The organism is Belnapia sp. AC561, assembly GCF_979252845.1.
On sequence record NZ_CEEDBP010000049.1, the window covers coordinates 1 to 21747 of the forward strand.

Annotated in this window: 22 protein-coding genes; 14 read left to right on the forward strand and 8 right to left on the reverse strand. The window is 70.6% G+C overall.

The window, feature by feature from the left end; genetic code table 11:
• Positions 1-83 precede the first annotated feature (83 nt).
• The 4 genes from AC0IW9_RS26910 to AC0IW9_RS26925 all read right to left on the reverse strand — a co-directional run bounded on the left by AC0IW9_RS26910 (position 84) and on the right by AC0IW9_RS26925 (position 2398).
• Positions 84-713 (reverse strand): hypothetical protein, encoded by a 630-nt coding sequence (locus AC0IW9_RS26910; RefSeq protein WP_471651379.1) that lies wholly within the window; start codon positions 711-713, stop codon positions 84-86.
• Positions 714-787: 74 nt separating this feature from the next.
• A complete protein-coding gene (locus tag AC0IW9_RS26915; RefSeq protein WP_471651380.1) occupies positions 788-1201 on the reverse strand; it encodes a hypothetical protein in 414 nt (137 codons plus the stop codon).
• 88 nt (positions 1202-1289) lie between these two features.
• A complete protein-coding gene (locus tag AC0IW9_RS26920; protein ID WP_471651381.1) occupies positions 1290-1718 on the reverse strand; it encodes a hypothetical protein in 429 nt (142 codons plus the stop codon).
• Positions 1719-1786: 68 nt separating this feature from the next.
• Entirely contained in the window at positions 1787-2398 is a 612-nt protein-coding gene (locus AC0IW9_RS26925; RefSeq protein ID WP_471651382.1) for a hypothetical protein, read from the reverse strand.
• 182 nt (positions 2399-2580) lie between these two features.
• On the opposite strand from AC0IW9_RS26925, the gene AC0IW9_RS26930 reads away from it, so the two are divergent.
• The 4 genes from AC0IW9_RS26930 to AC0IW9_RS26945 all read left to right on the forward strand — a co-directional run bounded on the left by AC0IW9_RS26930 (position 2581) and on the right by AC0IW9_RS26945 (position 6974).
• A complete protein-coding gene (locus tag AC0IW9_RS26930; protein ID WP_471651383.1) occupies positions 2581-3948 on the forward strand; it encodes a mechanosensitive ion channel family protein in 1368 nt (455 codons plus the stop codon).
• A gap of 99 nt (positions 3949-4047) precedes the next feature.
• On the forward strand, positions 4048-4767 hold the full coding sequence (locus AC0IW9_RS26935; RefSeq protein WP_471651384.1) for an OmpA family protein: 720 nt from the start codon (positions 4048-4050) through the stop codon (positions 4765-4767).
• Between the two features lie 5 nt (positions 4768-4772).
• Positions 4773-5114 (forward strand): hypothetical protein, encoded by a 342-nt coding sequence (locus AC0IW9_RS26940; protein WP_471651385.1) that lies wholly within the window; start codon positions 4773-4775, stop codon positions 5112-5114.
• 87 nt (positions 5115-5201) lie between these two features.
• On the forward strand, positions 5202-6974 hold the full coding sequence (locus tag AC0IW9_RS26945) for a CHASE2 domain-containing protein (RefSeq protein ID WP_471651386.1): 1773 nt from the start codon (positions 5202-5204) through the stop codon (positions 6972-6974).
• Here the strand turns inward: AC0IW9_RS26945 and AC0IW9_RS26950 are convergent.
• Positions 6971-7675, reverse strand: a complete 705-nt coding sequence (locus AC0IW9_RS26950; protein WP_471651387.1) for a Crp/Fnr family transcriptional regulator — start codon at positions 7673-7675, stop codon at positions 6971-6973. The genes AC0IW9_RS26945 and AC0IW9_RS26950 overlap by 4 nt on opposite strands.
• A gap of 131 nt (positions 7676-7806) precedes the next feature.
• A complete protein-coding gene (locus tag AC0IW9_RS26955; protein ID WP_471651388.1) occupies positions 7807-8418 on the reverse strand; it encodes a hypothetical protein in 612 nt (203 codons plus the stop codon).
• Between the two features lie 373 nt (positions 8419-8791).
• Between AC0IW9_RS26955 and AC0IW9_RS26960 the strand changes: the two genes are divergently transcribed.
• Positions 8792-10315, forward strand: coding sequence for a DUF4384 domain-containing protein (locus AC0IW9_RS26960; RefSeq protein WP_471651389.1), 1524 nt, complete (start codon positions 8792-8794; stop codon positions 10313-10315).
• Positions 10312-12768, forward strand: a complete 2457-nt coding sequence (locus AC0IW9_RS26965) for an SUMF1/EgtB/PvdO family nonheme iron enzyme (RefSeq protein ID WP_471651390.1) — start codon at positions 10312-10314, stop codon at positions 12766-12768. Before AC0IW9_RS26960 ends, AC0IW9_RS26965 begins: the two co-directional genes overlap by 4 nt.
• 1 nt (position 12769) lies before the next feature.
• On the opposite strand, the gene AC0IW9_RS26970 is transcribed toward AC0IW9_RS26965, so the two are convergent.
• Together AC0IW9_RS26970 and AC0IW9_RS26975 are read right to left on the reverse strand one after the other, a co-directional pair.
• A complete protein-coding gene (locus AC0IW9_RS26970; protein WP_471651391.1) occupies positions 12770-13279 on the reverse strand; it encodes a DUF4399 domain-containing protein in 510 nt (169 codons plus the stop codon).
• Between the two features lie 26 nt (positions 13280-13305).
• On the reverse strand, positions 13306-13653 hold the full coding sequence (locus tag AC0IW9_RS26975; RefSeq protein ID WP_471651392.1) for a DUF4399 domain-containing protein: 348 nt from the start codon (positions 13651-13653) through the stop codon (positions 13306-13308).
• 254 nt (positions 13654-13907) lie between these two features.
• Here AC0IW9_RS26975 and AC0IW9_RS26980 point away from each other — a divergent pair, with 254 nt between their 5' ends.
• From AC0IW9_RS26980 to AC0IW9_RS27015, 8 genes are all read left to right on the forward strand, one after another.
• On the forward strand, positions 13908-15047 hold the full coding sequence (locus tag AC0IW9_RS26980) for a hypothetical protein (RefSeq protein WP_471651393.1): 1140 nt from the start codon (positions 13908-13910) through the stop codon (positions 15045-15047).
• A 918-nt stretch (positions 15048-15965) separates the two neighbouring features.
• Positions 15966-16382, forward strand: coding sequence for a tripartite tricarboxylate transporter substrate-binding protein (locus tag AC0IW9_RS26985; RefSeq protein WP_471651394.1), 417 nt, complete (start codon positions 15966-15968; stop codon positions 16380-16382).
• On the forward strand, positions 16340-16867 hold the full coding sequence (locus AC0IW9_RS26990) for a Bug family tripartite tricarboxylate transporter substrate binding protein (protein WP_471651395.1): 528 nt from the start codon (positions 16340-16342) through the stop codon (positions 16865-16867). Before AC0IW9_RS26985 ends, AC0IW9_RS26990 begins: the two co-directional genes overlap by 43 nt.
• A gap of 281 nt (positions 16868-17148) precedes the next feature.
• Positions 17149-18132: a methionine ABC transporter ATP-binding protein gene (locus AC0IW9_RS26995; protein ID WP_471651396.1), complete on the forward strand. Its 984-nt coding sequence runs from the start codon at positions 17149-17151 to the stop codon at positions 18130-18132.
• Positions 18133-18140: 8 nt separating this feature from the next.
• The gene (locus AC0IW9_RS27000) at positions 18141-18782 is read left to right on the forward strand and encodes a methionine ABC transporter permease (RefSeq protein ID WP_471651412.1); all 642 of its coding nucleotides are present in this window, start codon (positions 18141-18143) and stop codon (positions 18780-18782) included.
• A 14-nt stretch (positions 18783-18796) separates the two neighbouring features.
• Complete coding sequence (locus AC0IW9_RS27005; RefSeq protein WP_471651397.1) at positions 18797-19612, forward strand: MetQ/NlpA family ABC transporter substrate-binding protein; 816 nt, start codon at positions 18797-18799, stop codon at positions 19610-19612.
• Positions 19613-19623: 11 nt separating this feature from the next.
• A complete protein-coding gene (locus AC0IW9_RS27010) occupies positions 19624-20424 on the forward strand; it encodes a MetQ/NlpA family ABC transporter substrate-binding protein (protein WP_471651398.1) in 801 nt (266 codons plus the stop codon).
• A 617-nt stretch (positions 20425-21041) separates the two neighbouring features.
• Positions 21042-21437 (forward strand): DNA glycosylase AlkZ-like family protein, encoded by a 396-nt coding sequence (locus AC0IW9_RS27015; protein WP_471651399.1) that lies wholly within the window; start codon positions 21042-21044, stop codon positions 21435-21437.
• Positions 21438-21747 lie beyond the last annotated feature (310 nt).

Here is a 21747-nt window from a genome sequence, read left to right on the forward strand (position 1 = left end):
ACGCCTTCCTAAACCAAGCCGTCTCAGCCCAGCTCAGACAACGCACATCAGCCGCAATAGTGCCCAGGTAGTGCTAGGCCCCCTTAGCGTGGGTTCGTGCGAGGTGCCCGACCAAAATGGCCACTTTCGGTCGCCGCCTGTATGATATTCCCGTTGGCTGTCACGACATTGCTGGCACCGCCGTTCATGCCGCGCCGGCGCGAGCCGCCGCCGGCGGCCTGACCACCGACTGTCGCCACCTGCTGCAGGGCCGTCGGCCCGGATCCCGAACTATTGCCTTGCTGCTGCACAAGGTTATTGTTGCCCACCGTCACCGCGACCGGAGCCTCGAAGCGGTTCACCACCCGGGTTCGCTGGTCGATGATGACCGGCACAAAAGCCGGCTCCACTGGTGGCGGCAGTGGTTGACGACTGACGGCGCGGGGCTGGCCTAGGCTGAAGCCATCGAGGAAGCCGCCGTCGCCGCGAGTGCGGGCGACCAGAGCCTGGTGCCGCTGGCGGCGCTCGGCCGGCGTCGACGTAACCTGCAGATCCGCTGCACCGATATTCGGGAAGGTCACCCGCATTGGCCGGGCGAGGCCGCGCGGCCCACCCACCGCCAGCGCTTCCGGTGACAGGCCGAGCCCGCCGCTGTCTTGCGCCATGGCCGGCCCGGTAGCCGGCATGGCGGTGGCGGCGAGCAGGGCTAGGGCGGGGATCGAGATACGGCACATGGGGTCCTCCTTCTTCCTCGGCGCATCCTGCCGGGCGGGCGGCCGCGGCACTGTGGCCTCCGCCACAGTCGCGGTCAGTCGAGGTCCATCGCCTGATGCTCCGTGCGCAGGCGCAGCCGGCTGCCGTCGTGGTCCAGGAACAGCCGCCCGGCCGGGCCCTGCCGCTCGATCGTCAGTTGCCGGGCGCGCGGGCGGGGTGGCGGCCGCTCGTCCTCCGCCGCATCATCCCCCGGCGGCTCGACCTCGCGCTCGGTCCGGGGGGTCATGATCTGTGGGGGCAGGGCGCCGGGGCGGGCGCCGAATTCCTGCACGACCCCGCCGGAGCTGCAGGTGGTGCGGCCATTTACCGTCTGGCAAGCCACTGCGCCCGATCCGGCGCAGGTGACGTTGCCATTAACCGAACGGCAGCGCAGCGCTTCGCCATGGGCCACCGCGATGCCGCCGATGGTCAGGCTCGCCAGCAGAGCATGGCGCATAATCCAGGACATCGAAGCCTCCTTTGGGCTGCTTGGGTTTCATGGCTTTCTCAGGGATACCGATGCAGCCCTGCCCGGGATGCATCCCGGGCAGGGCCATTCACCGGCCGGTCTGGGCGAGGATCCGCTGGGTGGCAGCGCTGCGGTTGCCGGCGGCGTAGTTGACTCCGCGGGCAACGGTATTGGTCGCCAGCAGGCCGCGCGGCGACCGCGCCTCAATCGACTGGTCCGCCTGGGATCCGCGGCCGAGGGCGAGGTTGACCCCAGCGGTGACCTGGGTGCTGACCAGCGGCCGGCACCCGCCGGAGCCATCGGTGCCAAGCTGCTGGCTGGCCCGGGACCCGGCGGCGGTAGCGCGGTTGACACCCACCGTCACGCTGGTGGTGGACAGCCGGCAGCCGCTGGCCTGTTCCACCCGGTTCAGCACCGCTTCCGGGCCGCGCAGCCGAACCCCACCGAGATCCTGCGCGGCAGCAGGTAGGACGCTGAGGCCGATCAAGGCGAAAGCGGCAAGCATAGGACGCATCATGGCGCTCTCCTGTTGCTGCAGGCTAAGCAGCTCCAGTCCCCTGGATAGGGCCGGAGCTGCCCTTCGCCTTACTGTCCGCCGACGGTGACGACCTGCTGTCCGGCGAAGGCGCCGCGGGCGGTCGCGGCGTTGCGGTTGCCGCCGCCATAGACGCGGTCCTGGGCGCCACGGCCGATGGCAGAGCCGCCCATGGTGAGGACCTGCTGCTGCGCCTCGGCGTTGCGGCCCGACGCCAGGTTGGAGTTCCAGCCGCCGGAGACGCTGCTATGCGCGCCGCGGCCGATGGCGGTGCCGCCCATGGTCGTCACCGACTGGCCGGCGATGCTGTTGCGGCCGGAGGCGAGGTTGGCGTTGTAGCCGCCGGTGACGTAGCTGCTGGCGCCGCGGCCGATCGCGGTGCCGCCCACCGTGGTGGTGTCCTGGAAGGCCTGGGCATTGCGGCCGCTCGCCCGGTTCATGTTGCCGCCGCCGTAGGTGGCGCTATAGCCGTGGCCGCGGGCCATGCCGCCGATGGTCGTCGCCGACTGCCCGGCGAAGCTGTTCACGCCCGAGGCGACATTGTTGTTGCCGCCACCGCGGGTGATGGAGACGCCGCCGCTCTGCAGCGGATCGGCCGAGGCGACGCTGCCGAGGCCGGCAACCAGGGCGAGGGCGGCGACGGGGAGGATCATGGCACGCATGGGACTGGTTCCTTCTGGTCTGCGGCGCCGTGCCCCGCGGGCCCCGGCGATGTCGCTCATCGACAGGACGGACCCTACCCAGCCACACCAAAACCCGATGTGAGCCAGGCCACAGCCGCGGCCACTTTCCCGGCCCGCCGAATCCCAGGCAGACTCAGGCGGGAACCCGCGGGGACGACCGGATGCGCCAGCCCAGCTTGAGACCGGTCCTCGGCCCGGCCGCGCTTTGCGCTAGCGGTTTCGCGCTGCAGGCCCTGGCACCCGGGGCGGCGACCGTCGCCGGGGTGGCGGCCTGGCTCGGCCTCGCCTGGACCGCGGCACGGGTCTTCGACCTGCTGCTGCTGCGGGCCGCCTGGGCGGCGCAGCGGCCCCTGCCCTATCCGCGGCTGTTGGGCGACCTTGTGCGCGGTGCCTGCTTCGGGGCCGCCGGCATCGCCATTCTGCTGCTGGTCTTCGACCGGCCGGCGCTGGGCTTGGTTACCACCTCGGGCGTCGCCATCGCGGTGATCGGCTTCGCGCTTCGCAACATCATCAGCGATCTCTTCTCCGGCCTCGCTCTCGGCATCGACGCGCCCTACCGCATCGGCGACTGGATCGAGACCGCGGAGGGCAGCGCCGGCCGCGTCATCGAGCTGAGCTGGCGGACGACCCGGTTGGTGACGCGCGACGGCGTGGCGGTGGTGGTGCCGAACGGCCTGATCGCCGCGCATCGGCTGGTGAACTGGGGCGCGGGTGAGGGCGGCCGCTACCGCGCCACGCTGCGAGTCGCCCTTGATGCCGGGCTGCCGCCCGCCAGGGCCCGGCGCCTGCTGCTTGCCGCGGCGCTCGATGCCGGGCGCCGCTGGCCCGGCCTTGCCCCAGACGTCTTGCTGCAGGACCTGTCCGAGGGCCTGGCCACCTATCTCCTGCGCTTCAACGTCGCCGACCACGGCCGCGAGGCCGCCACCCGCGATGCCGTCGCGGAAGCCGTGCTGCGGGCCCTGCAGGGTGCCGGGATTGCGCTTGCCCGTCCGCTGCGGGAATTGCGCCGCGCCTCCGTGGCTACTGGCCCGGACGCGGCGGCACTGCTGCGCGGCCTGCCGCTCTTCGGCGATTTCTCCGAAGGTGAAAGGCAGGAACTGGCTGCGGCGATGCGGCCGCGGACCCTGCCGGCCGGCACTGCCGTGGTCCGCGAGGGCGAGCCAGGTGATTCCCTCTTCCTGCTGGCGGAAGGCGCGCTCGAGGTCCGCATGGCGGCAATCGAAGCGCCAATCGACTTACTGCTGCCGGGCGCCGTCTTCGGCGAGATGTCGCTGCTGACCGGCCAGCCGCGCAGCAGCACGGTGCGCGCGGTCAGCGAGGCGGTGGTCTTCGAGATCGGCCGGGCGCAGCTCGACCCGATCCTCCGCCGCCGCCCGGCGCTGGCGGAAGCGCTGGCAGCGATCATGGCCGCCCGGCAGGCGCATAACGCGCTGGCCCGGCTGCCCGCCGACGCCGCCGGGCACTCCCCCGCCGCCAAGGGCGAGCTGCTCCGCCGGCTGCGGATCTTCTTCAACCTGGAACATCATTGATCGGGCCGGGATTGTGGCCTGGCTCACAGCCCGGGTCCTGGGGGCCGGATAGCTTCCCTGCAGAGGCGGGTTGCGCCGCCGGCAAGAAGGGGTTTCGCCATGTCCCGCAGCATCCGCCATCGCCTCACCGGCCTCGCCGCCCTGGCTTCGGTCCAGGCCCTGCTGCTCGGCGGCACCGCCCTGGCCCAGGGCCGGGTGCAGATCTTCGAGGAGCCGCCGCCGCTGGCCCTGCTGCGTGGCATCATCGTGCCGGAATCCCAGCCCGGCCTGAGCCGCCGCATCGTCATCACCCAGCCCGACCGGCCCACCCCGATGGCCACCCAGGCCGTGGCGGTGGAGCCGGAGGCGGCGCCTTCCCCCACCATGGCGACGCCCTCCACGCCGCGCCGGCCGCGCTGGCAGCCCGCCGCGGAAGCCGGCCCGGTGCTGGCCTCGGCCCGGGTAGCGGAGCCGCAGCCGGCCAGCGAGCCGGTCCCCGCGCCGGCGGCAGGCAGCATCGGCTTCCGTATCAACTTCGCCCTGAACTCCGACGTGGTGCCGCAGAGCGCCTTCCCCTTCGTCGAACGCATCGGCGAGTTGCTGCGCGACCAGCCGCAGGTGAAGCTGCGGGTCGAGGGCCATACCGACGCGCTGGGCTCGGACGACTACAACCTGCAGCTCTCGCAGCGGCGCGCCGTCGCGGTGGCGCAGTGGCTGGTGGAGCGGCAGGGGATCGACCCCTCGCGGCTGGTGGTTCTCGGCCGTGGCGAGGAAGCGCCACTGGTCGAGAACGGCTTCGACCCGCGCAACCGCCGTGTCCAGTTCGCCCGGGTCGAGTAGCGGCGATGCGACGCCTCCTCCCGCTGCTCCTGCTGCTGCTGGTCGCCGCCACCGCCGAGGCCCGTGTGGTCCAGGCGCCGGAGACCGAGCGCGGCGGCCAGACCCTGCCGCGAAGATCCGTCGGCCCGGATTGCATCGATGCCGCCGCCTTCCGCTGCGCCGCGGCTTTCCCGGGAAGCTTCGGCTGGTTCGCCGTCCCGGATATCGAGCTGGTGGCGCGGCTGACCGCTGCGGCGCGGGCGGAACTGGCGGCCGGGCGGCCGCGCTGGCGCCGGCCGCATCCGCTTGGCCGGCCCGGATGGCGCTTCGGGACGGGACCACGTCCGGTGCTGCCGCGGCTGCGCTGAGGTTTCTCCCCAGGCCGTGATGCGGCGGCATGTTGCATTGTCCGGCCTGGCGCCACGACACTCGTCCCGGGCCGGAATGGTGCAGCCATGGCGCGAATGCTGGAAGCCGCGCGGGGACTGCTTCTGCTGCTGGCGGCGGCTGGGCTAGGTCTGCTGCTGACCCGGCCGCCCTGGCCGCTGGCGGCGGCGGAGCGGCTGTACCAAGCCCTGGCCTTCCGGGTGCTGGCGCCGGTACAGCCGCCGCATCCGCGGCTCGTGCTGATCGCCATCACCGAGGCGACGCTGGACGCCTTCCCCTACCGCTCCCCGGTCGACCGCGGCTTCCTCGCGGCGCTGATCAAGGCCCTGGCCGAGGCCGGGGTCAGCGCCATCGGCCTCGACCTGCTGCTGGACCGGACGACGGAGCCGGCCAAGGATGCCGCGCTGCGCCAGGCGATCCGCCGCGGGGTGCCGCCGGTGGTCGTCATCACCGCCGGGCCGGAGACGGCGCTGGAGCCGGCGCGGCAACAGGTGCTGGACAGCTTCGTGACGGGCGTGGCGACCGGCACCGCCAACCTCGCGCGCGATGTCTTCGATGGGCAGGTGCGCTGGCACCTGCCGCGGGACGCCACGACCGGCGCCCCCAGCCTGCCGGTGGCGCTGGCGCGGGCGGTCGGCGCGGCGGTGCCGGACCGACCCTTCCTGATCGACTGGCAGCGCAGTGCGGCCGGGACCGTGGCGCCGCGATACCCCGCCGAGGCGGTGCCGCTGCTGCCGGCCGAATGGCTGCGTGGCCGCATCGCGCTGATCGGCAGCATGCTGCCCGGCAGCGACGAACACCGCACCCCCGCCGCCGCCTTTGGCAAGCCCAGCTTCGGCGTCGAGATCCATGCGCAGGTGCTGGCGCAGTTGCTGGATGGCCGCGCCGGGGCGGCGGCCTGGTGGCGCGAGCCGGGGGCACTGCTGCTGCTGGCCGGGCTGGGGATGCTGGCCGGGGCGTGGCTGGCCGGGCGGCGCTTCCTGCTGGCGTTGGCCGGCCTGGCGCTGGGCTATCCCGCCGTCACCCTCGCGGCGCTGGCCGCCGGCGGGGCGGCCTGGCCCGGGCTCGGCCCGGTGCTGGCGGCGCTGCTGGCCGGTGGCGGCGCGCGGGCCTGGCGCAGCCGGGCCGAGCGGCGGGACCGGCTGGCGCTGCGCGGGCTGTTCTCCCGCTTCCTCAGTGCCGAGGTGGCCGAGGCGCTGCTGCGCGACCGCGCGCTGTTCATGGCCGGCGGCCGGCCGAAGCCGCAGGAGCTGGTGGCGACGGTGCTGTTCTCCGATATCGCCGGCTTCACCGCCATCTGCGAGGCGCTGCCGCCGGCGCCGCTGATCGACTGGCTGGACCGCTACATCGACAGCATGGTCGCGGTCAGCGTGGCGCATGGCGGGGTAGTGCTGCGCTTCGTCGGCGACGGCATGCTGGTGGTCTTCGGCGTGCCGGTGCCGCGGCCGGATGCGGCGGGCCAGGCCGCGGATGCCGCCGCCGCCGCCCGCTGCGCCCTGGCAATGGAGCAGGCGATGCAGGCGCTGAACGCCGAATGGCGGGTGGCGGGCCTGCCCGAAGCCGGCCTGCGCATCGGCATCCATACCGGCCCGCTGGTGGCGGGCAGCCTCGGCCGCGGCGAGCGCATGGAATTCTGCCTGCTCGGCGACACCGCCAATGTCGGCGCCCGGCTGGAGCAGCTGGGCAAGGAGCATTGCGGCGGCGGATGCTGCACCATCCTGGTGGGCGAGCCGACCTGGCGGCTGCTGGGCGGCGCCTTTTCCGGCCGGCGCATCGGCGAGCTCAGCCTGCGCAACCGCGAGGCCAGGCTGGCGGCGTGGCGGATCGATTCCGGACGCTAGATCTCCGCTTCCGCGATCCGCTGCAGCAGGGCGCGGTCGCGGAGGACGAGGCAGCCACCCTCGGTGCCGAGATGCCCAGCCCGGGTCCATTCGCCGAGATGCTTGTTGATGCTCTCGCGCGAGGCGCCGATTAGGCTGCCGATCTGCTGCTGCGACAGCTTGATGGTCAGCCGGGTGCCGCCCGGGGTGGCGCGCCCGAAGGTATCGGCCAGCCGCAGCAGGCCGCGCGCCAGCCGCGACGGCGCCTCCCGCAGCAGCGCATCCTCAAGCGTCTCGCTGGTCAGCCGCAGCCGCTGGCAGAGCACCGTCAGCAGACGCGCCAGCGCTTCCGGGCTGCTAGAGAGAAAGGGCAGGAATTGCGCGCGCTCGATGACGAAGAGCTCGGTCTCCTCCAGCACCACCGCATCCGCGGTGCGGGGCCGGCCGTCGAGTAACGCGATCTCGCCGAACATGCCGCCCTGGTCGATGATGTTCAGCACAAGCTCCCGGCCATCGTTCGAGAAAGTGCAGATCTTCACCCGGCCGCGGATGATGGCCATCATGCTGGTCCCGGGGTCGCCCTTCTGAAAGATCGTCGCATGGCGCGGATGGCGGATGAGCTGCGCGGTCGCGGCGAGGCGCCGGAGGTCTTCCGGCCGCAGGTGCCGTAGCAGGGGATGCGCGGCGAGCACCGCGTCCCGGTGGCTTTCGGCAAGCGCCATCGCGTGACTCCTTGCAGGCAGGGCCTGCAAAGTGTCACGCGGGTGGGGCGGGGACACAAGGGGATGACGAAAAGCGTGATATTCTGGGGCGGCAGGTTGAACAGCTGCCGCCCCGGTTTCTACCCTTCGCCTTACTGTCCGCCGACGGTGACGACCTGCTGTCCGGCGAAGGCGCCGCGGGCGGTCGCGGCGTTGCGGTTGCCGCCGCCATAGACGCGGTCCTGGGCGCCGCGGCCGATGGCGGAGCCGCCCATGGTGAGGACCTGCTGCTGCGCTTCGGCGTTGCGGCCCGACGCCAGGTTGGAGTTCCAGCCACCGGAGACGCTGCTATGCGCGCCGCGGCCGATGGCGGTGCCGCCCATGGTCGTCACCGACTGGCCGGCGATGCTGTTGCGGCCGGAGGCGAGGTTGGCGTTGTAGCCGCCGGTGACGTAGCTGCTGGCGCCGCGGCCGATCGCGGTGCCGCCCACCGTGGTGGTGTCCTGGAAGGCCTGGGCATTGCGGCCGCTCGCCCGGTTCATGTTGCCGCCGCCGTAGGTGGTGCTATAGCCGTGGCCGCGGGCCATGCCGCCGATGGTCGTCGCCGACTGCCCGGCGAAGCTGTTCACGCCCGAGGCGACATTGTTGTTGCCGCCACCGCGGGTGATGGAGACGCCGCCGCTCTGCAGCGGATCGGCCGAGGCGACGCTGCCGAGGCCGGCAACCAGGGCGAGGGCGGCGACGGGGAGGATCATGGCACGCATGGGACTGGTTCCTTCTGGTCTGCGGCGCCGTGCCCCGCGGGCCCCGGCGATGTCGCTCATCGACAGGACGGACCCTACCCAGCCACACCAAACCCCGATGTGAGCCAAGCCACAGGATATGATGCTTTCCGGACCGGAAACCGGTAGTGGAAGACGTCGGATCCTATGACGCTTTTCAAGTCGAAATCCGTGTCGTGTACTGCGACATGCTGCGTCCAGCGGGCTTCACCCAGAATTGCGCGACAGTTGTGTGCCAATGCACAGCCTTTCGGTTTCCACGCTCGCCTTTCTGGTATCGGTTTCGGAGTCAGGCCGCCGCGTCGCTGCCTGAAGGCGCCATCGGTGGCGCCGCTCCGAGAGGAAGGAGCGTGCCATGATGCGGGATTGGATGGAGACGGGGCGACGCCTTCGATGGGTGTTTGCCGGGCTGTTGCTGCCCGGCCTGCTCCTGCTGAGCGCCTGTCACCCGCGGCCGGAGACCAGCTTCGACGCGCAGCAGCCGCGCACCGCTGCGGTGCGCAACATCGGCAGCTTCAGCGAAGCCCTCCGCTGCATGGACGCGATGTTCGAGGCCAATGGCAAGCACGACATCTACATCACCACCGCCGGCATCCCCGATGCCACCGGGTTGATCGCCGCCGGCACCAAAGAGATGTTCATCAGCGCCGTCTCCCGCATGTCGGCACGCAGCAACGCCTTCCGCTTCGTCGACTACGACATCACCCAGCTCGACGTGCAGGTGCTATCCGAGATGGTCGGGCTTCGAAACGATTTCGTGGCGCCCAGCTACTATATCCGCGGCGCCATCACCCAGCTCGACAGCAGTGTGCTCTCCTCCTCGCAGAGCGCCAGCCTGTCGCTCGCTCGGGTCGACCTTGGCGTCTCCAGCGACCAGGTGGTCTCGGTGGTCTCGATGGACCTCAACGTCGGCCGGCTGGTGACGCGGCAGATCCTGCCCGGCTTGTCGGCGAACAACTCCATCGCCGTGGTGCGATCCGGCCGCGGCGCCGATGTCGGCGGGTTGATCGGCAAGGCGGGCCTGTCCTTCAGCGTTTCGCTCGACAAGTCCGAGGGCTTCGCCCAGGCGGTGCGCAACCTGGTGGAGCTCTCGACCATCGAGGTGCTCGGCAAGCTGGCACGGGTGCCATATTGGGAATGCCTCTCGATCGAGCCGACCAACCCCGCCTTCCGGCGCGAGGCGCGGCAATGGTTCGACCTGATGCCGCCCGGCGAGCGCGACAGCTTCGTCCAGGCCGCGCTGGTCCGGACCGGCCATCTGCAGCCCGGCAGCCGCGACCTGTCCCCGGCGATCGCCAGATACCAGGCGGACGCCGACCTGGTGCCCAGCGGGCGGGTGGATTTCGAGCTCTACTACCGCCTGCTGGCCAGCAGCCAGGCCAGGGGCGGTGGCACCGCCACGCCGGTCGCTGCCGCCCCTGCCTCGCTGCCGGTCCCCGCGGCTGCCGCGGCCGCGCCCCGCCTGATGCTGGCGACGACGCGGGGCCGCCCGAGCTACCGGGTGAACGAGAGCATGACCCTGCGGCTGCAGCCGAGCCAGGATGCCTTCGTCTACTGCTACTACCAGGATGGCGGCGGCGAGATCTCCCGCATCTATCCCAACCGCTTCCAGCCGGATGCCTTCCTTGCCGGCAATGCCCAGGTGCAGGTGCCCCCCGCCGGCGCCTTCAGCATCCGCTTCGAGACGCCTGGCGCGCCCGAGCAGGTCGCCTGCCTCGCCGCCGACCGCGAGGTGGGGCTGCTGCTGCCGGCCGAGCTGAAGCGCCAGGACCTGGAGCCGCTGCCGGTGCGCCGCCTGGAGGACATCGTCAGCCGCTTCCAGGCAATCCCGGGCGTGCGGCTGGATGATGCCCGCATCATGATCGAGGTGACACGATGACGCATGGCGGCCTGCCTGCCTTGGTCTTCCGGCTGGTCCTGCTGCTGGTGCTGGTCCCGGTGGTGGGGCCGGCCCAGCCGGTGCCGCCCCCCGAGCGGCGGGTGGCGCTGGTCATCGGCGTCGGTGCCTATCAATCCGCGCCGCAACTGACCAATCCGGTCGGCGATGCGCGTTCCATCGGCGAATCCCTGCGCCGGCTGAACTTTGAAGTCGAGGAGGTCCTCGACCCCGACTTCCGCCGCATCACCCGTGCGCTGCGGGAGTTCGGCATCCGCGCCCAGCGCGCCGATGTCGCCCTGGTCTACTACGCCGGGCATGGCGTGCAGGTGGGGCGGGAGAATTACCTTCTGCCCGCCGATGCCAAGCTTGAGCGCGAACGGGACCTGCTCTACGAAGCGCTTCCCCTTAACCTGCTGCTGGGCGAGGCGTCGCAGGCGGCGCGGCTCGGCATCGTGCTGCTCGATGCCTGCCGCAACAATCCCTTCGTCGACCGCATGTCGCGGTCCATGGCCATCGCCGGCCGCGGCGCGACCAGTCCCGGCCTTGCCCGGGTGGATGATGTCCCGCGCAACACGCTGGTGGTGATGGCGACCAAGGCTGATCAGGTCGCCGAGGACGGTACCGGCAGCCACAGTCCCTTCGCCGAGGCGCTGCTCGCGCATTTCCAGATCCCCGGGCTGGAGTTGAGCCTGTTCTTCCGCAGCGTGCGCGACACCGTGCTGCGCGCGACTAACAATCGCCAGGAGCCTTTCATCTTCAGCTCGCTCGGGGCCGAGCCCTTCTACTTCTACCCCCGCCCGCCGAATCGCCCGCCGGTACTGGCCGGCATCCCGGCGCTCGAGGTGCGGGATACCGCCGGGCCGACCGCTCTGCCGATCGCCAGGCCGACCGACCCGGACCAGGACCCGATGTCGGTCCGCATCACCGGCCTGCCGCGTTCGGGGGAGGTGCGTATCGACGGGCGCGTGGTCACCCCTGGCGCCGTCTTCGCCGCCGACCGCTTCGCCAATGCCACCTACAAGCCGGAAGGTAAGACGCTCGGGCCGGTCGGCACGCTCGACATCCTGGTCGAGGATGGCCGCGGCGGTAGCGTGATGGGCAGCCTGCCGATCACCGTCGTCGCCTCCAACCGTCCGCCGGTCGTGGAGGCGGCGCGGCGGGTGCGGATCTACACCGGCCCGCTAGAGATCGCCCGGCCGGAAGACCCGGATGGCGATGCCCTCGCGGTCATAGTTCAGGGCCTGCCGCGCGGCTTGGTACGCAACGGCACAGCCACGCTGCGCCCTGGCGACCGGCTGCGGCCGGAGGAGCTGGGCGCGCTGATCTTCCTGCCCGAACCCGGCTTCAGCGGGTCGGCGGGCAGCTTCGCTTATGCGGTGGAGGATGGCCGGGGCGGGCGGGCGGAAGCCGCGCTGGAGATCGAGGTGATGGATGCGGCGGAGGCGGCCGGGCAGATGGCAGAGGCGGCGCTCTGGGACCGGCTGCGCACCACCGGCAAGGCGGAGGACATCGACGCTTTCCTGCGCTTCTATCCGAGCTCCCGCTATGCCGCGGCCGCGCGGCAGCGGCGGGACGAGCTGGCCGGCTCGTCCGGACCCGCGGCGCCGCCGGAACGTCTCGCCATGGTGCAGCCTTCGCCACCGGCGCGCCCCGTGCCGCAACCGTCCCCCGCGGTGCCGGCCGAGCCGCCGCGCGCCTTCGCGGTGCCCTCCCCGCCCCCGGCGCCTGCCATGGCGGGGGAGCGCTATTTCCAGGACTGCCCAGACTGTCCCTGGATGGTGCGCCTGCCGCCCGGCAGCTTCATGATGGGCCAGGGCGCCCGCGACACCGCGGCCCTGCCGGTGCGCCGGGTGACGCTGCAGGGCTTCGCCATCGGCCAATTCCCGGTGACGGTGGCCGAATGGCAGGCCTGCCAAGCGAAAGGTGGCTGCGGCCCGCTGCCACGGCTGATGGTGGCGGAGCCGCAGACGCCACTTCATAACGTCAGCTGGGACGACGCCCGCACCTATGCGGTCTGGCTGTCCCGCACCACCGGCCGGGCCTATCGGCTGCCGACCGAGGCCGAATGGGAATATGCCGCGCGGGCTGGCACCACGACGCGCTACTGGTGGGGCGACCAGCCCGGCGTGGCCCAGGCCAATTGCGCGGATTGCGGCGGCGAGCAGAATCCACGCGGTCCGCTGCCGGTGGACCGTTTCCAGCCGAACGGCTTCGGGCTGCACGGCATGCTCGGCGGCGTCGCGCAATGGGTACAGGATTGCTGGGCGCCGAACTACCAGGGTGCCCCCCTGGACGGCGCGGCGCGCGAGATCAGCGGTTGCATGAAGCGGGTGCTGCGCGGCGGGTCCTTCCGCTCCGGCCGCGACGACATCCTGCCGGTCGCCCGCAACTTCTACGACGCGCCGGTGCGCTACCAGTCCAACGGCTTCCGCGTCGCCCGCGCCCTGGAGTGAGCTATTGCGCCGGCGCGGGTGGCGGCACGGTGCGGCCGGCGCGCACCTGGATGGTGATGCGGCGGGAGGTAACCGGCGGGTCGTGCGGCACGTGGTCGGCATCACCCATGACCAGCTGCAGCGTATGCGTCCCCGGCGGCAATTCAAGCATGGTCTCGGTCTGGCCCAAGCCGAAATGCAGGTGGTTGCGGTCGTTCGGGATCGGCAGGTCGAGCGGCGGCATTGGCGTATCGACTAGCAGGTGGTGGTGTCCGGTGTTAGGCGTGGCGACCCCGGCCGGCGCCACGCCGAAATTGCGGGTGCCGAACCAGACTTTGAAGCGGGTGCCGTTAATCACCTGCCCATCCTGCGGCCAGCCGATATAGACATAGGCATCGCGCGGCGCGGTGGCGCGGCCCGGATTGGCCGCCGTGGAGGCCGCGGCGGCATGGTCATGTGTGCCCTGGGCGAAGGCATGGCCTGCCAGCAAGGCCATGGCCGAGGTCAGCAGCAGGCGACGCTGGATGGACATCGAAGCCCCCTTGGCAGGAATCCGGTTCACGGCGTGACGGTGACGGTGATGCGCCGGGAGTGGAGCGGCGGCTGATGCGGCGTATGCGTTTCGTCCCCGAGCAGCAGTTGCAGCGTATGGCGACCGGGCGGCAGGTCGAGGCGTGCCTCGGTCTGGCCCAGCCCAAAATGCAGGTGGTTGCGGTCGTTCGGGATCGGCTGGTCCAGCGGTGGCAGATCCACGTCGATCAACAGATGATGGTGGCCGGTATTGGCCTTCTCGATGCCCGCCGGCGCGATGCCGGCATCCTGCAGCCCCATGCGCACCCAAAAGGCACCGCGGATGACCTGGCCATCGCCTGGCCACAGGATATAGACGCGCGCCGTCTCGGGCATGGTGCGCGGCTGCGCAAAGGCAGCAGGTGGCAGCAGCAGAAAGCTTGTGGCGATTGCAAGTAGACGGCGTATTGGCATCATCGCGTCTCCCTCGGCGTCACCCCTTCGGCAGTGACGAAGTCGACAACATCGTATAGCGTTTCTTCAACAAAAATTTCCGGCATCGTCCCGAAAAAGCAGACGGCTTGTGGCCCGTGCCACAGGATGCGCGGCTTTTTCGGCATAGCCTGTCTGCATAATTGAAGGAGGCAACCATGCAGCGCCATCTCTGGATGATGGCAGCACCACTGCTATGGGTTGGTGCCGCGCTGGCGGCGCCGGATGCAGTGCTGCTGGCTTCGACCGCGCCCGGCTATGGCCAGGGCATGGTCATCACCGCGATCGACCGACTGCAGATACCGGAAGGCGCCAGCATCACGCTGCTGCTGCGCTCGGGCCAGATGCTGCGGCTGCGCGGTCCGCTCGAAACGGCGCTCGATCACGCCATGGCGCAGGAGCGCGACCCTGCTTCCGCCGTGGCGCTGGCGGAAGCTCTGCGGCTGCGCGGCATCGATGCCAGTGCCATCGGCGGCACGCGGGCGACGTTGCCCGCCCTGCGTCGTCCCCTGCCGCAGGAGGTTGCGATCGAGGTGCAGCGCTCCGGCACCTATTGCATCGGCGCCGGCGATACCGTCTGGCTCCAGCGCCCGCACGCGGAGCAGCGCGAGATTGCGCTGCGGCGCCGCGGCAATCTGCGCAGACTGGGCTGGCCGCCTGATGCCTCTCGTATCGAGTGGCCAGGCGATGTGCCGATCGAGGATGGCGACCAGTTCGAAGTCATCGTGGAAGGCCGCCCACAATCGATGCTGACCTTCCATGCGCTGCGCAACAACCATCCTGAGGATGCCGCCACCATCGCCGCCGGAATCTTGCTCGGTTGCCGTGAGCAGTACGAGGCTGCGTTACGGCGCTTGGCCCGCTCTGTCGTACTGCCCGAGCTGTGGCTCGACAGCAACCGCGGCGGTAGCCCGCAGGCCAGGCAGGGCAATACCATCGTGATCGACGTCATGGCGAATGCCGACGGCTGGCTCTATTGCATCACCCGGCGCAGCGATGGCGTAGCCATGCCGGTGTTCCCGACAGGTGCCATCGGTGGTGCCCGCTGGACCGGCACCACGTCGGCCACCAGCCCGGTGCCGCGCCGTGGCCTGAGTTATCCCGCGGGCCCGCCGGGGCTCGAGCGCATCCGCTGCTGGCTCGCTGACCGCGACATCAGTGCCGAGCTGCCGCATGCGCTGCTCGCCGGCCGGGGCGAGCGATTGCCGTCCACACTTGCGGAGAATCTCGATCAAGCCTTCCGCCGCATTGGTGCCAGCCGCATTGTTGGTGCGGAGTTGGCAATCCAAGTGGAATAAGGCCTGTCATTGGTACAATCGGCCACTACCCTTGGTGGCAGCCGCGACCAGCCGGAATTGCCAAGCTGGCGGGATGTCGCCCGACCTTGCTGGCTACCTTGGCAGCCAAAGCCAGTATCGATCAGTGGCCGGGGCTATATGGCTTTTGGGTTTTGTTGCCAAATTTAAGGCTGGTTTAGCGGACGGACTGGGGAAAGATAGGCGGTATGACCGGCATTCCTGCAGAATAACGCCTGATGTCAGAGACTTGGTGCGATACTGGCTGTGCTGGTTCTGTTATCGTGCATTCATGCTGATAACAGCCCGATTGCCGCAGTCGAGCCCGCCATGGCAGGCTCTGTACTGCCGCCGGCCGGGCCGAACCGGGACATGGGACCCAGCGCCATCACCATCCACCACGCCACCATCGGGCGTCCGCAGTCGCCGCATACCCGCCGCGCCTATGCCGCTGATTGGCAGGCCTTCGCCGCTTGGTGCATCGCCGCCGGGCATCTGGCCAGCCTGGCCGGCCGGCTCGGCTCGAGCGGCCTGCGCCGCCGACTGGCGGCGATCGCCGACCGGCACCGCCGCAGCGGCCAGCTGAGGGATTCGGCCCAGCCGGCGATCCGCGCCACCCTCCGCCGGCTCGGTCGCCCTGGTGCGGCCCGCGGCGATGCTAGGCGAGGCCGCGCTCGGCGCCTTGCTCGCCAGCTGCGGCGAGGACCTCGCCAAGCGGCGCGACCGAGTGCTGTTTCTACTGGCTCAGGCCAGCGGGCTGCGCCGCGCCGCCCTGATGGCGCTTGACCGCGAGCTCTGCTGCCGCCACCCCTGGAGGAGACGACGGAGGCTGTCCTCCTCGCCGCCTTTACCGCGATGTAAGCGGCCACGCCGCCGTCCAGGCCACTAGCTCGAAAGAATTCACCATGCTCGCATGCCGCCATGTGCTGGCTGGTGCCGCCGCCGTGCTGGCTGCCGGCCGGGGCCGCGCCGCCGGCTTTCCGGAACGCTCGCTTCGCCTCGTCGTCTCCTCGGCGCCCGGTGCCAGCCTCGATACCCTGGCCCGCATCCTCGCCCCCACCGTGGTCCGGCCGGATCGGCCAGACCACGGTGTTCGAGAACCAGGGCGGCGCCAATGGTCTGCTGGCGGCCCAGCAGGTCGCCCGGGCGGAACCCGACGGCCACACGCTGCTGCTGACCGACGACGCCATCGTGCTGGCCAGCCTGGCGCAGCCGGAGGCCGGCATCGGCTTCGACACTGCCTTCGCCCCGGTGACCCAGGCGGTACGCGCGGCGCAGATCCTGGTCGCCATCCGGTGGCGCCGTTCTGCGACATCTCCGGCTATGTCGCCGCGGTGAAGGCCCGGCCCGACGCGCTCAACATTGGCCTGCCAGCGCTGGGCGGCATCGCCCAGGTCGTGCACGAGATGCTGGGCAACCAGCTCGGCGGGCTGAAGGTGGAATACATCAGCTACCGCGGCGGTGGCCCGGCCATCGCCGATCTGCTCGCCCGTAGCACCGATGCGTTGGTCATCACCCTGCTGGCGATCACCAAATACGTGCGCCAGGACAGCATGCTGCCGCTGGCGGTCAGCACCGCGGCGCGTGACCCGGCATTGCCGGAGGTGCCGAGCCTAGCCGAGACGGTGGTGCCGGGCTTCGATATCTATTCCTGGCAGGGCGTGCTGGCGCCCGCCCGCACCCCGGCCGTGGTGGTGGCGCAATTGCACGCCGCCCTTTCCACCGCGCTGGCCAAACCCGCCGTCGTGGAGCGGCTGACCGGCCTCGGCTTCGCCATCACTGCGCTAAGCCCGAGGCCTTCCGCGCCCGGGCCCGGGCGGTGAGCGAGACACTGGGACCGGTGGTCCGCAGCCTCGGCACCTGATGCCCTCCGATAATGCCGCTTGGCACTGAACCCGGCCCGTGCAGGGAGCCGGCCAGACCGCGCAGCGCCTTGCCAGGACGCATGCTTCAGCATGTACCAGGCTGCCGATGGCTGACCCGCTGCGGAAGCACGAGACATCCTGCCGAAGCCTCGCCATACCCCCGCACTATGCACACGTCTCCCAATCCCCCGGCCATCCGCCTCGCGGGCCTCAGCAAGCGTTTTGCTGGCGGCGGTACGGTGGCGCTCGACGATGTCTCGCTTGAGCTTCGCACCGGCGAGGTCTTCGGCATCGTTGGCCGGTCCGGTGCCGGCAAGTCGACCCTGATCCGCACCGTCAACCTGCTGGAACGACCGGATGCCGGCAGCGTCTCGGTCATGGGCCAGGACCTGCTGGCACTGGACGAGGCCGGGCTGCGCGCTGCCCGCCGCGGCATCGGCATGGTCTTCCAGCATTTCAACCTGCACCACCGCCGCACCGTCGCCGAGAACACCGCCTTCCCGTTGGAGGTCGCCGGCATGGCCGCCGCCGCCCGCCGGGCCCGGGTCGCGGAGCTGCTGCCATTGGTCGGGCTGGAGGCGAAGCGGGATGCCTTCCCGGCGCAGCTCTCGGGCGGGCAGAAGCAGCGGGTCGGCATCGCCCGGGCGCTGGCCTCGGCGCCCTCGCTGCTGCTGTGCGACGAGGCGACCAGCGCGCTGGACCCCGAGACCACCGCCGAGATCCTGGCGCTGATCCGCAGCCTGCGCGACCGGCTCGACCTCACCGTGCTGCTCATCACTCACGAGATGGGCGTGGTGAAGGCGATCTGCGACCGCGTCGCCGTGATGGAGGCCGGGCGGATCATTGAGCAGGGCCGGGTCTTCGAGGTCTTCACCCGCCCGGCGCAGCCGACCACCCGCCGCTTCGTCGCCGAGGTGATCGGCCATGGCGTCCCGCCCGGGACCCTGGCGCGGCTGCCCCCGGCACCGGTCGGGCAGGATCGCCGCTTGGCCCAGGTGCTCTTCCTCGGGCCGCACAGCACCCGTCCGGTCATCAGCGAGGCCAGTCGCGACTTCGGCCTCGACATCAACATCGTCTCCGGCCGAGTGAACGAGATCGCCGGCGAGCCCTTCGGGGTGATGGCGCTGGCGGTTTATGGCCCAACCGCTGCCATCGACGCCGCCTTCGGCTGGATGCGCGGGCTCGGGCTGGTCATCGAGGAGGACGTCTCATGGGCTGGCTGACCCCGACGATGCAGGACCTGCTGCTCGACGCCTTCTGGGAAACCCTGGTGATGGTCGGCGCCAGCGCCGCCGTCGCGGTGGCCGTCGGCCTGCCGCTGGCGCTGCTGCTGCAGGTCACCGGGCGCGGCGGGCTGCGGCCCTTGCCCTGGCTGAACCGGCCGCTCGGTCTCATCGTCAATGCCGCGCGCTCGACGCCCTTCATCATCCTGATGGTCGCCATCGTGCCCTTCACCCGGCTGGTCGCCGGCACCTCCATCGGCACCGGCGCCGCCATCGTGCCGCTGGCGCTGGCGGCGACCGCCTTCCTCGCCCGGCTGTTCGAGAATGCGCTGCGCGAGGTCGATGCCGGGGTGGTCGAGGCGGCACGCGCCATGGGCGCCTCGCGCTGGCAGATCGTCACCAAGGTGCTGGTGCCGGAGGCGCTGCCGGGGCTGGTCGCAGCGATCACCGTGGCGCTGGTCTCGCTGGTCGGCTTCTCCGCCATGGCGGGGGCGATCGGCGGCGGCGGGCTCGGCGACCTCGGCATCCGCTTTGGCTACCAGCGCTTCATGCCCGAGGTCATGGCGACCGTCGTGCTGATCCTGATCGTCTTCGTCCAGGGCCTGCAATCCCTCGGGGATTGGCTGGTCCGCCGCCTGTCCCACCGTTGAAGGAAATCCCCGCCATGATCCACCGGCGTCCCCTGATGATTGCCGCCCTCGCCGCCGTGACCCCCGTGTTCGCCCCGGGCAGGGCCTTCGCGCAGGAGATCGGCTCTGCCCAGCGCCCCCTGCGCATCGGCGTCACCGCCGGCCCGCATGCCCAGGTGATGGAGCAGGTGCGCGCGCTCGCGGCACCCCAGGGCCTCGTGCTGCGCATCATCGAATTTCAGGACTACATCCAGCCGAATGCCGCGCTGGCGGCCGGCGACCTCGATGCCAATTGCTACCAGCACCAGCCCTTCCTCGACCAGCAGGTGCGCGACCGCAACCTGCCGTTGGTGGCGGCGGGCAAGACGCTGCTCTTCCCGCTCGGCATCTATGCGCGCCAGCACAAGACGCTAGCCGATGTCCCGGCCGGCAGCCGCATCGCCATCCCGAACGACCCGACCAATGGTGGCCGGGCGCTGGTGCTGCTGGCCGCCAACGGCGCCTTCACCCTGCGCCTGGGCAGCGACTTCCGCGCGACCGTTGCCGATATCGCCGCCAATCCGCGCCGGCTCCGCATCGTCGAGCTGGATGCGGCGCAGCTGCCGCGGGCGCTGGACGAGGTCGCGGCGGCCACCATCAACTCCAACTACGCGCTGCCGGCCGGGCTCAACCCGGTGCGCGACGCCATCGCCCTCGAAAGTGCCGATAGCCCCTATGCCAACCTGATCGCGGTGCGGCGGCAGGACCGGGAGGCGCCCTGGGTGGCGCGCCTGGTCGCCGCCTACCAGTCGCCGGCGATCAAGGAATTCGTCGCCACCACCTTCCAGGGCGCCGTGCTGCCCGCCTTCTGAGGATGCCCCCGATGCTGCGCCGTTCCCTGCTCGCCATCCCCGCCCTGCTGCCCGGCCTCGCCATGGCTCAGTTCGCCGCCTTCGGCACCGCGGCCCGCCCGCTGTGGGTCGGCGTCACCCAGGGCGTGCATGCCCAGACCTTCGAGGCCGTGCAGCGGGTCCTGGCGCAGGAGGGCTTCGTCACCCGCGCCGTCGAATTCGGCGATTTCATCCAGCCGAATGCGGCGCTGGCGGCCGGCGACATCGATGCCAATGCCTACCAGCACCTGCCCTTCCTCGAGGCGCAGCGGGCCCAGCGCGGCTATGACTTCGCCCCGGTCGGCAAGACCGTGCTGACCCTGATGGGCGTCTTCTCCCGCAAGCACCGCAGCCTGGATGCGCTGCCGAGCGGCGGCCGCATCGCCATCCCAAACGACCCGACCAATGGCGGCCGCGCGCTGCTGCTGCTGGCTGAGGGTGGCGTCATCACGCTGCGGCCCGGCGCCGACCACCGGGCGACGGTGGCGGACATCGCCGGGAATCCGAAGCGGCTGCGCATCGTCGAGCTGGAGGCGGCCAGCATCGTCCGGGCGCTGGAGGATGTGGATGCCGCCGCCATCACCGGCAATTTCGCCGTCCCCGCCGGGCTGAACCCGCTGCGCGACGCGCTGGCGCGGGAGACGGCGCAGAGCGTCTATACCGTGCTGGTGGTGGTCCGCCGCGCCGATGCGGACCAGCCCTGGGCCCGCCGCCTGGCGGCTGGCTACGCCCATCCCGAGGTCCATGCCTTCGTCGAGCAGAGCTTCGGCGGCGCGGTCATCCCGGGCGCCTGAGGCGCTGAGGCAGCTCATATCGTTTTGGATGGAGGACCAGCGTCCGCAATGCGAAGTTTTCGCGCGGCGGCGCACCCGGTGGGGTCGTTGGATGGCTTTTTCGGCGCTCGCGCCAAACCTGGCAGCGCAGGGATATGCTGAGTTCGTCCTAAGCCGACTCGAAAATGGTAGGCGCGATGGTACCAGCTCATAGTAGAGCTTTCACAGAGGCGGCTTTGCGGGTCGAGCCGCTGCCTACTTTCTGCCCGTGACGTCTCGTAAGGTGCCAGTGACGAAGGACGCCTCCGCGCTCGCCAGCCAAAGGATCGCCCGCGCGACCTCCTTGGCGAAGCCGGTGGTGAAGGTCTCGACGGCGCCCTTCGAGGCCGCTTAGTCGACATACTCGTTCGGGCCGCCGAGCCTCGCCGAGGCCGACGAGACGTTGATCCCCACCCCGCCCCGCCCGCCATGGCGGTGGGACATCTGCCGCACGGCCTGCTGCGCGCAGAGGATGGGCCCGATTGCGTTGACCGCGAAGACGCGCTGCATCCTGCTCGAAGCCGAGATCCTCCACCCGGCATCTGCTGCATCCGCGGCTTGATCCGGGCGGGGCAAGGGGGCTGCATGTCCCGACCTGCTTGGCCGCAGACGTCCTGGCTTTCGTGCGGGAACGCGGCCTGACCCATCGGAGGGACCTGGAAGCGCGCTTCGGCCGGAAGCGGGCCGTCAACGGCTGGGGCGGTTTCTCCAAGGCAACCACCCGGGCGCAGGAGAGCCTGCAGCATTATGGCCTGCTGCGTGTGGCGCAGCAGCGTGATGGCATCCGGCGCTATGCGAACGCCAGATTCCTGGCGCCCTTCGATCCCCTGGTCTGGGATCGGTGGCGCTTCGAGCATCTTTGGGACTGGGCCTACCGGTTCGAGGCCTATATGCCGCCGCCGCGACGGCAGTTCGGCTACTACGCCATGCCGCTCCTGTGGGGCGACACGGTGATCGGCTGGGCCAATGTCGTGCTGGCTGAGGGAGAGCTGTAGGCCGCCCTGGGCTATGCGAGGCCTTGCCCGCAAAATCAGGTAATTCGCCGGGCTCTCGACGCTGAGTTGGCTCGAATGGAGCGCTTTCTGTTGATCGAGAAGCCAGAAGCGACCGGGTATAGCGACGCAAACGCGTCCGTGACGTAGCAAGATCTCCGTATCAAAACCCGTAGTGGATGCGGCACGACAAAACGGCGGCTTTGCGCTTATCAAAGTCTCAGCTCAGTGCATCCAAATTCCCGAGAGCAGCTACTTTGATCGAGTGAAATCTTGTCAGCGACGTTGCTCGGCTGTCACTTGGGCAACAGGC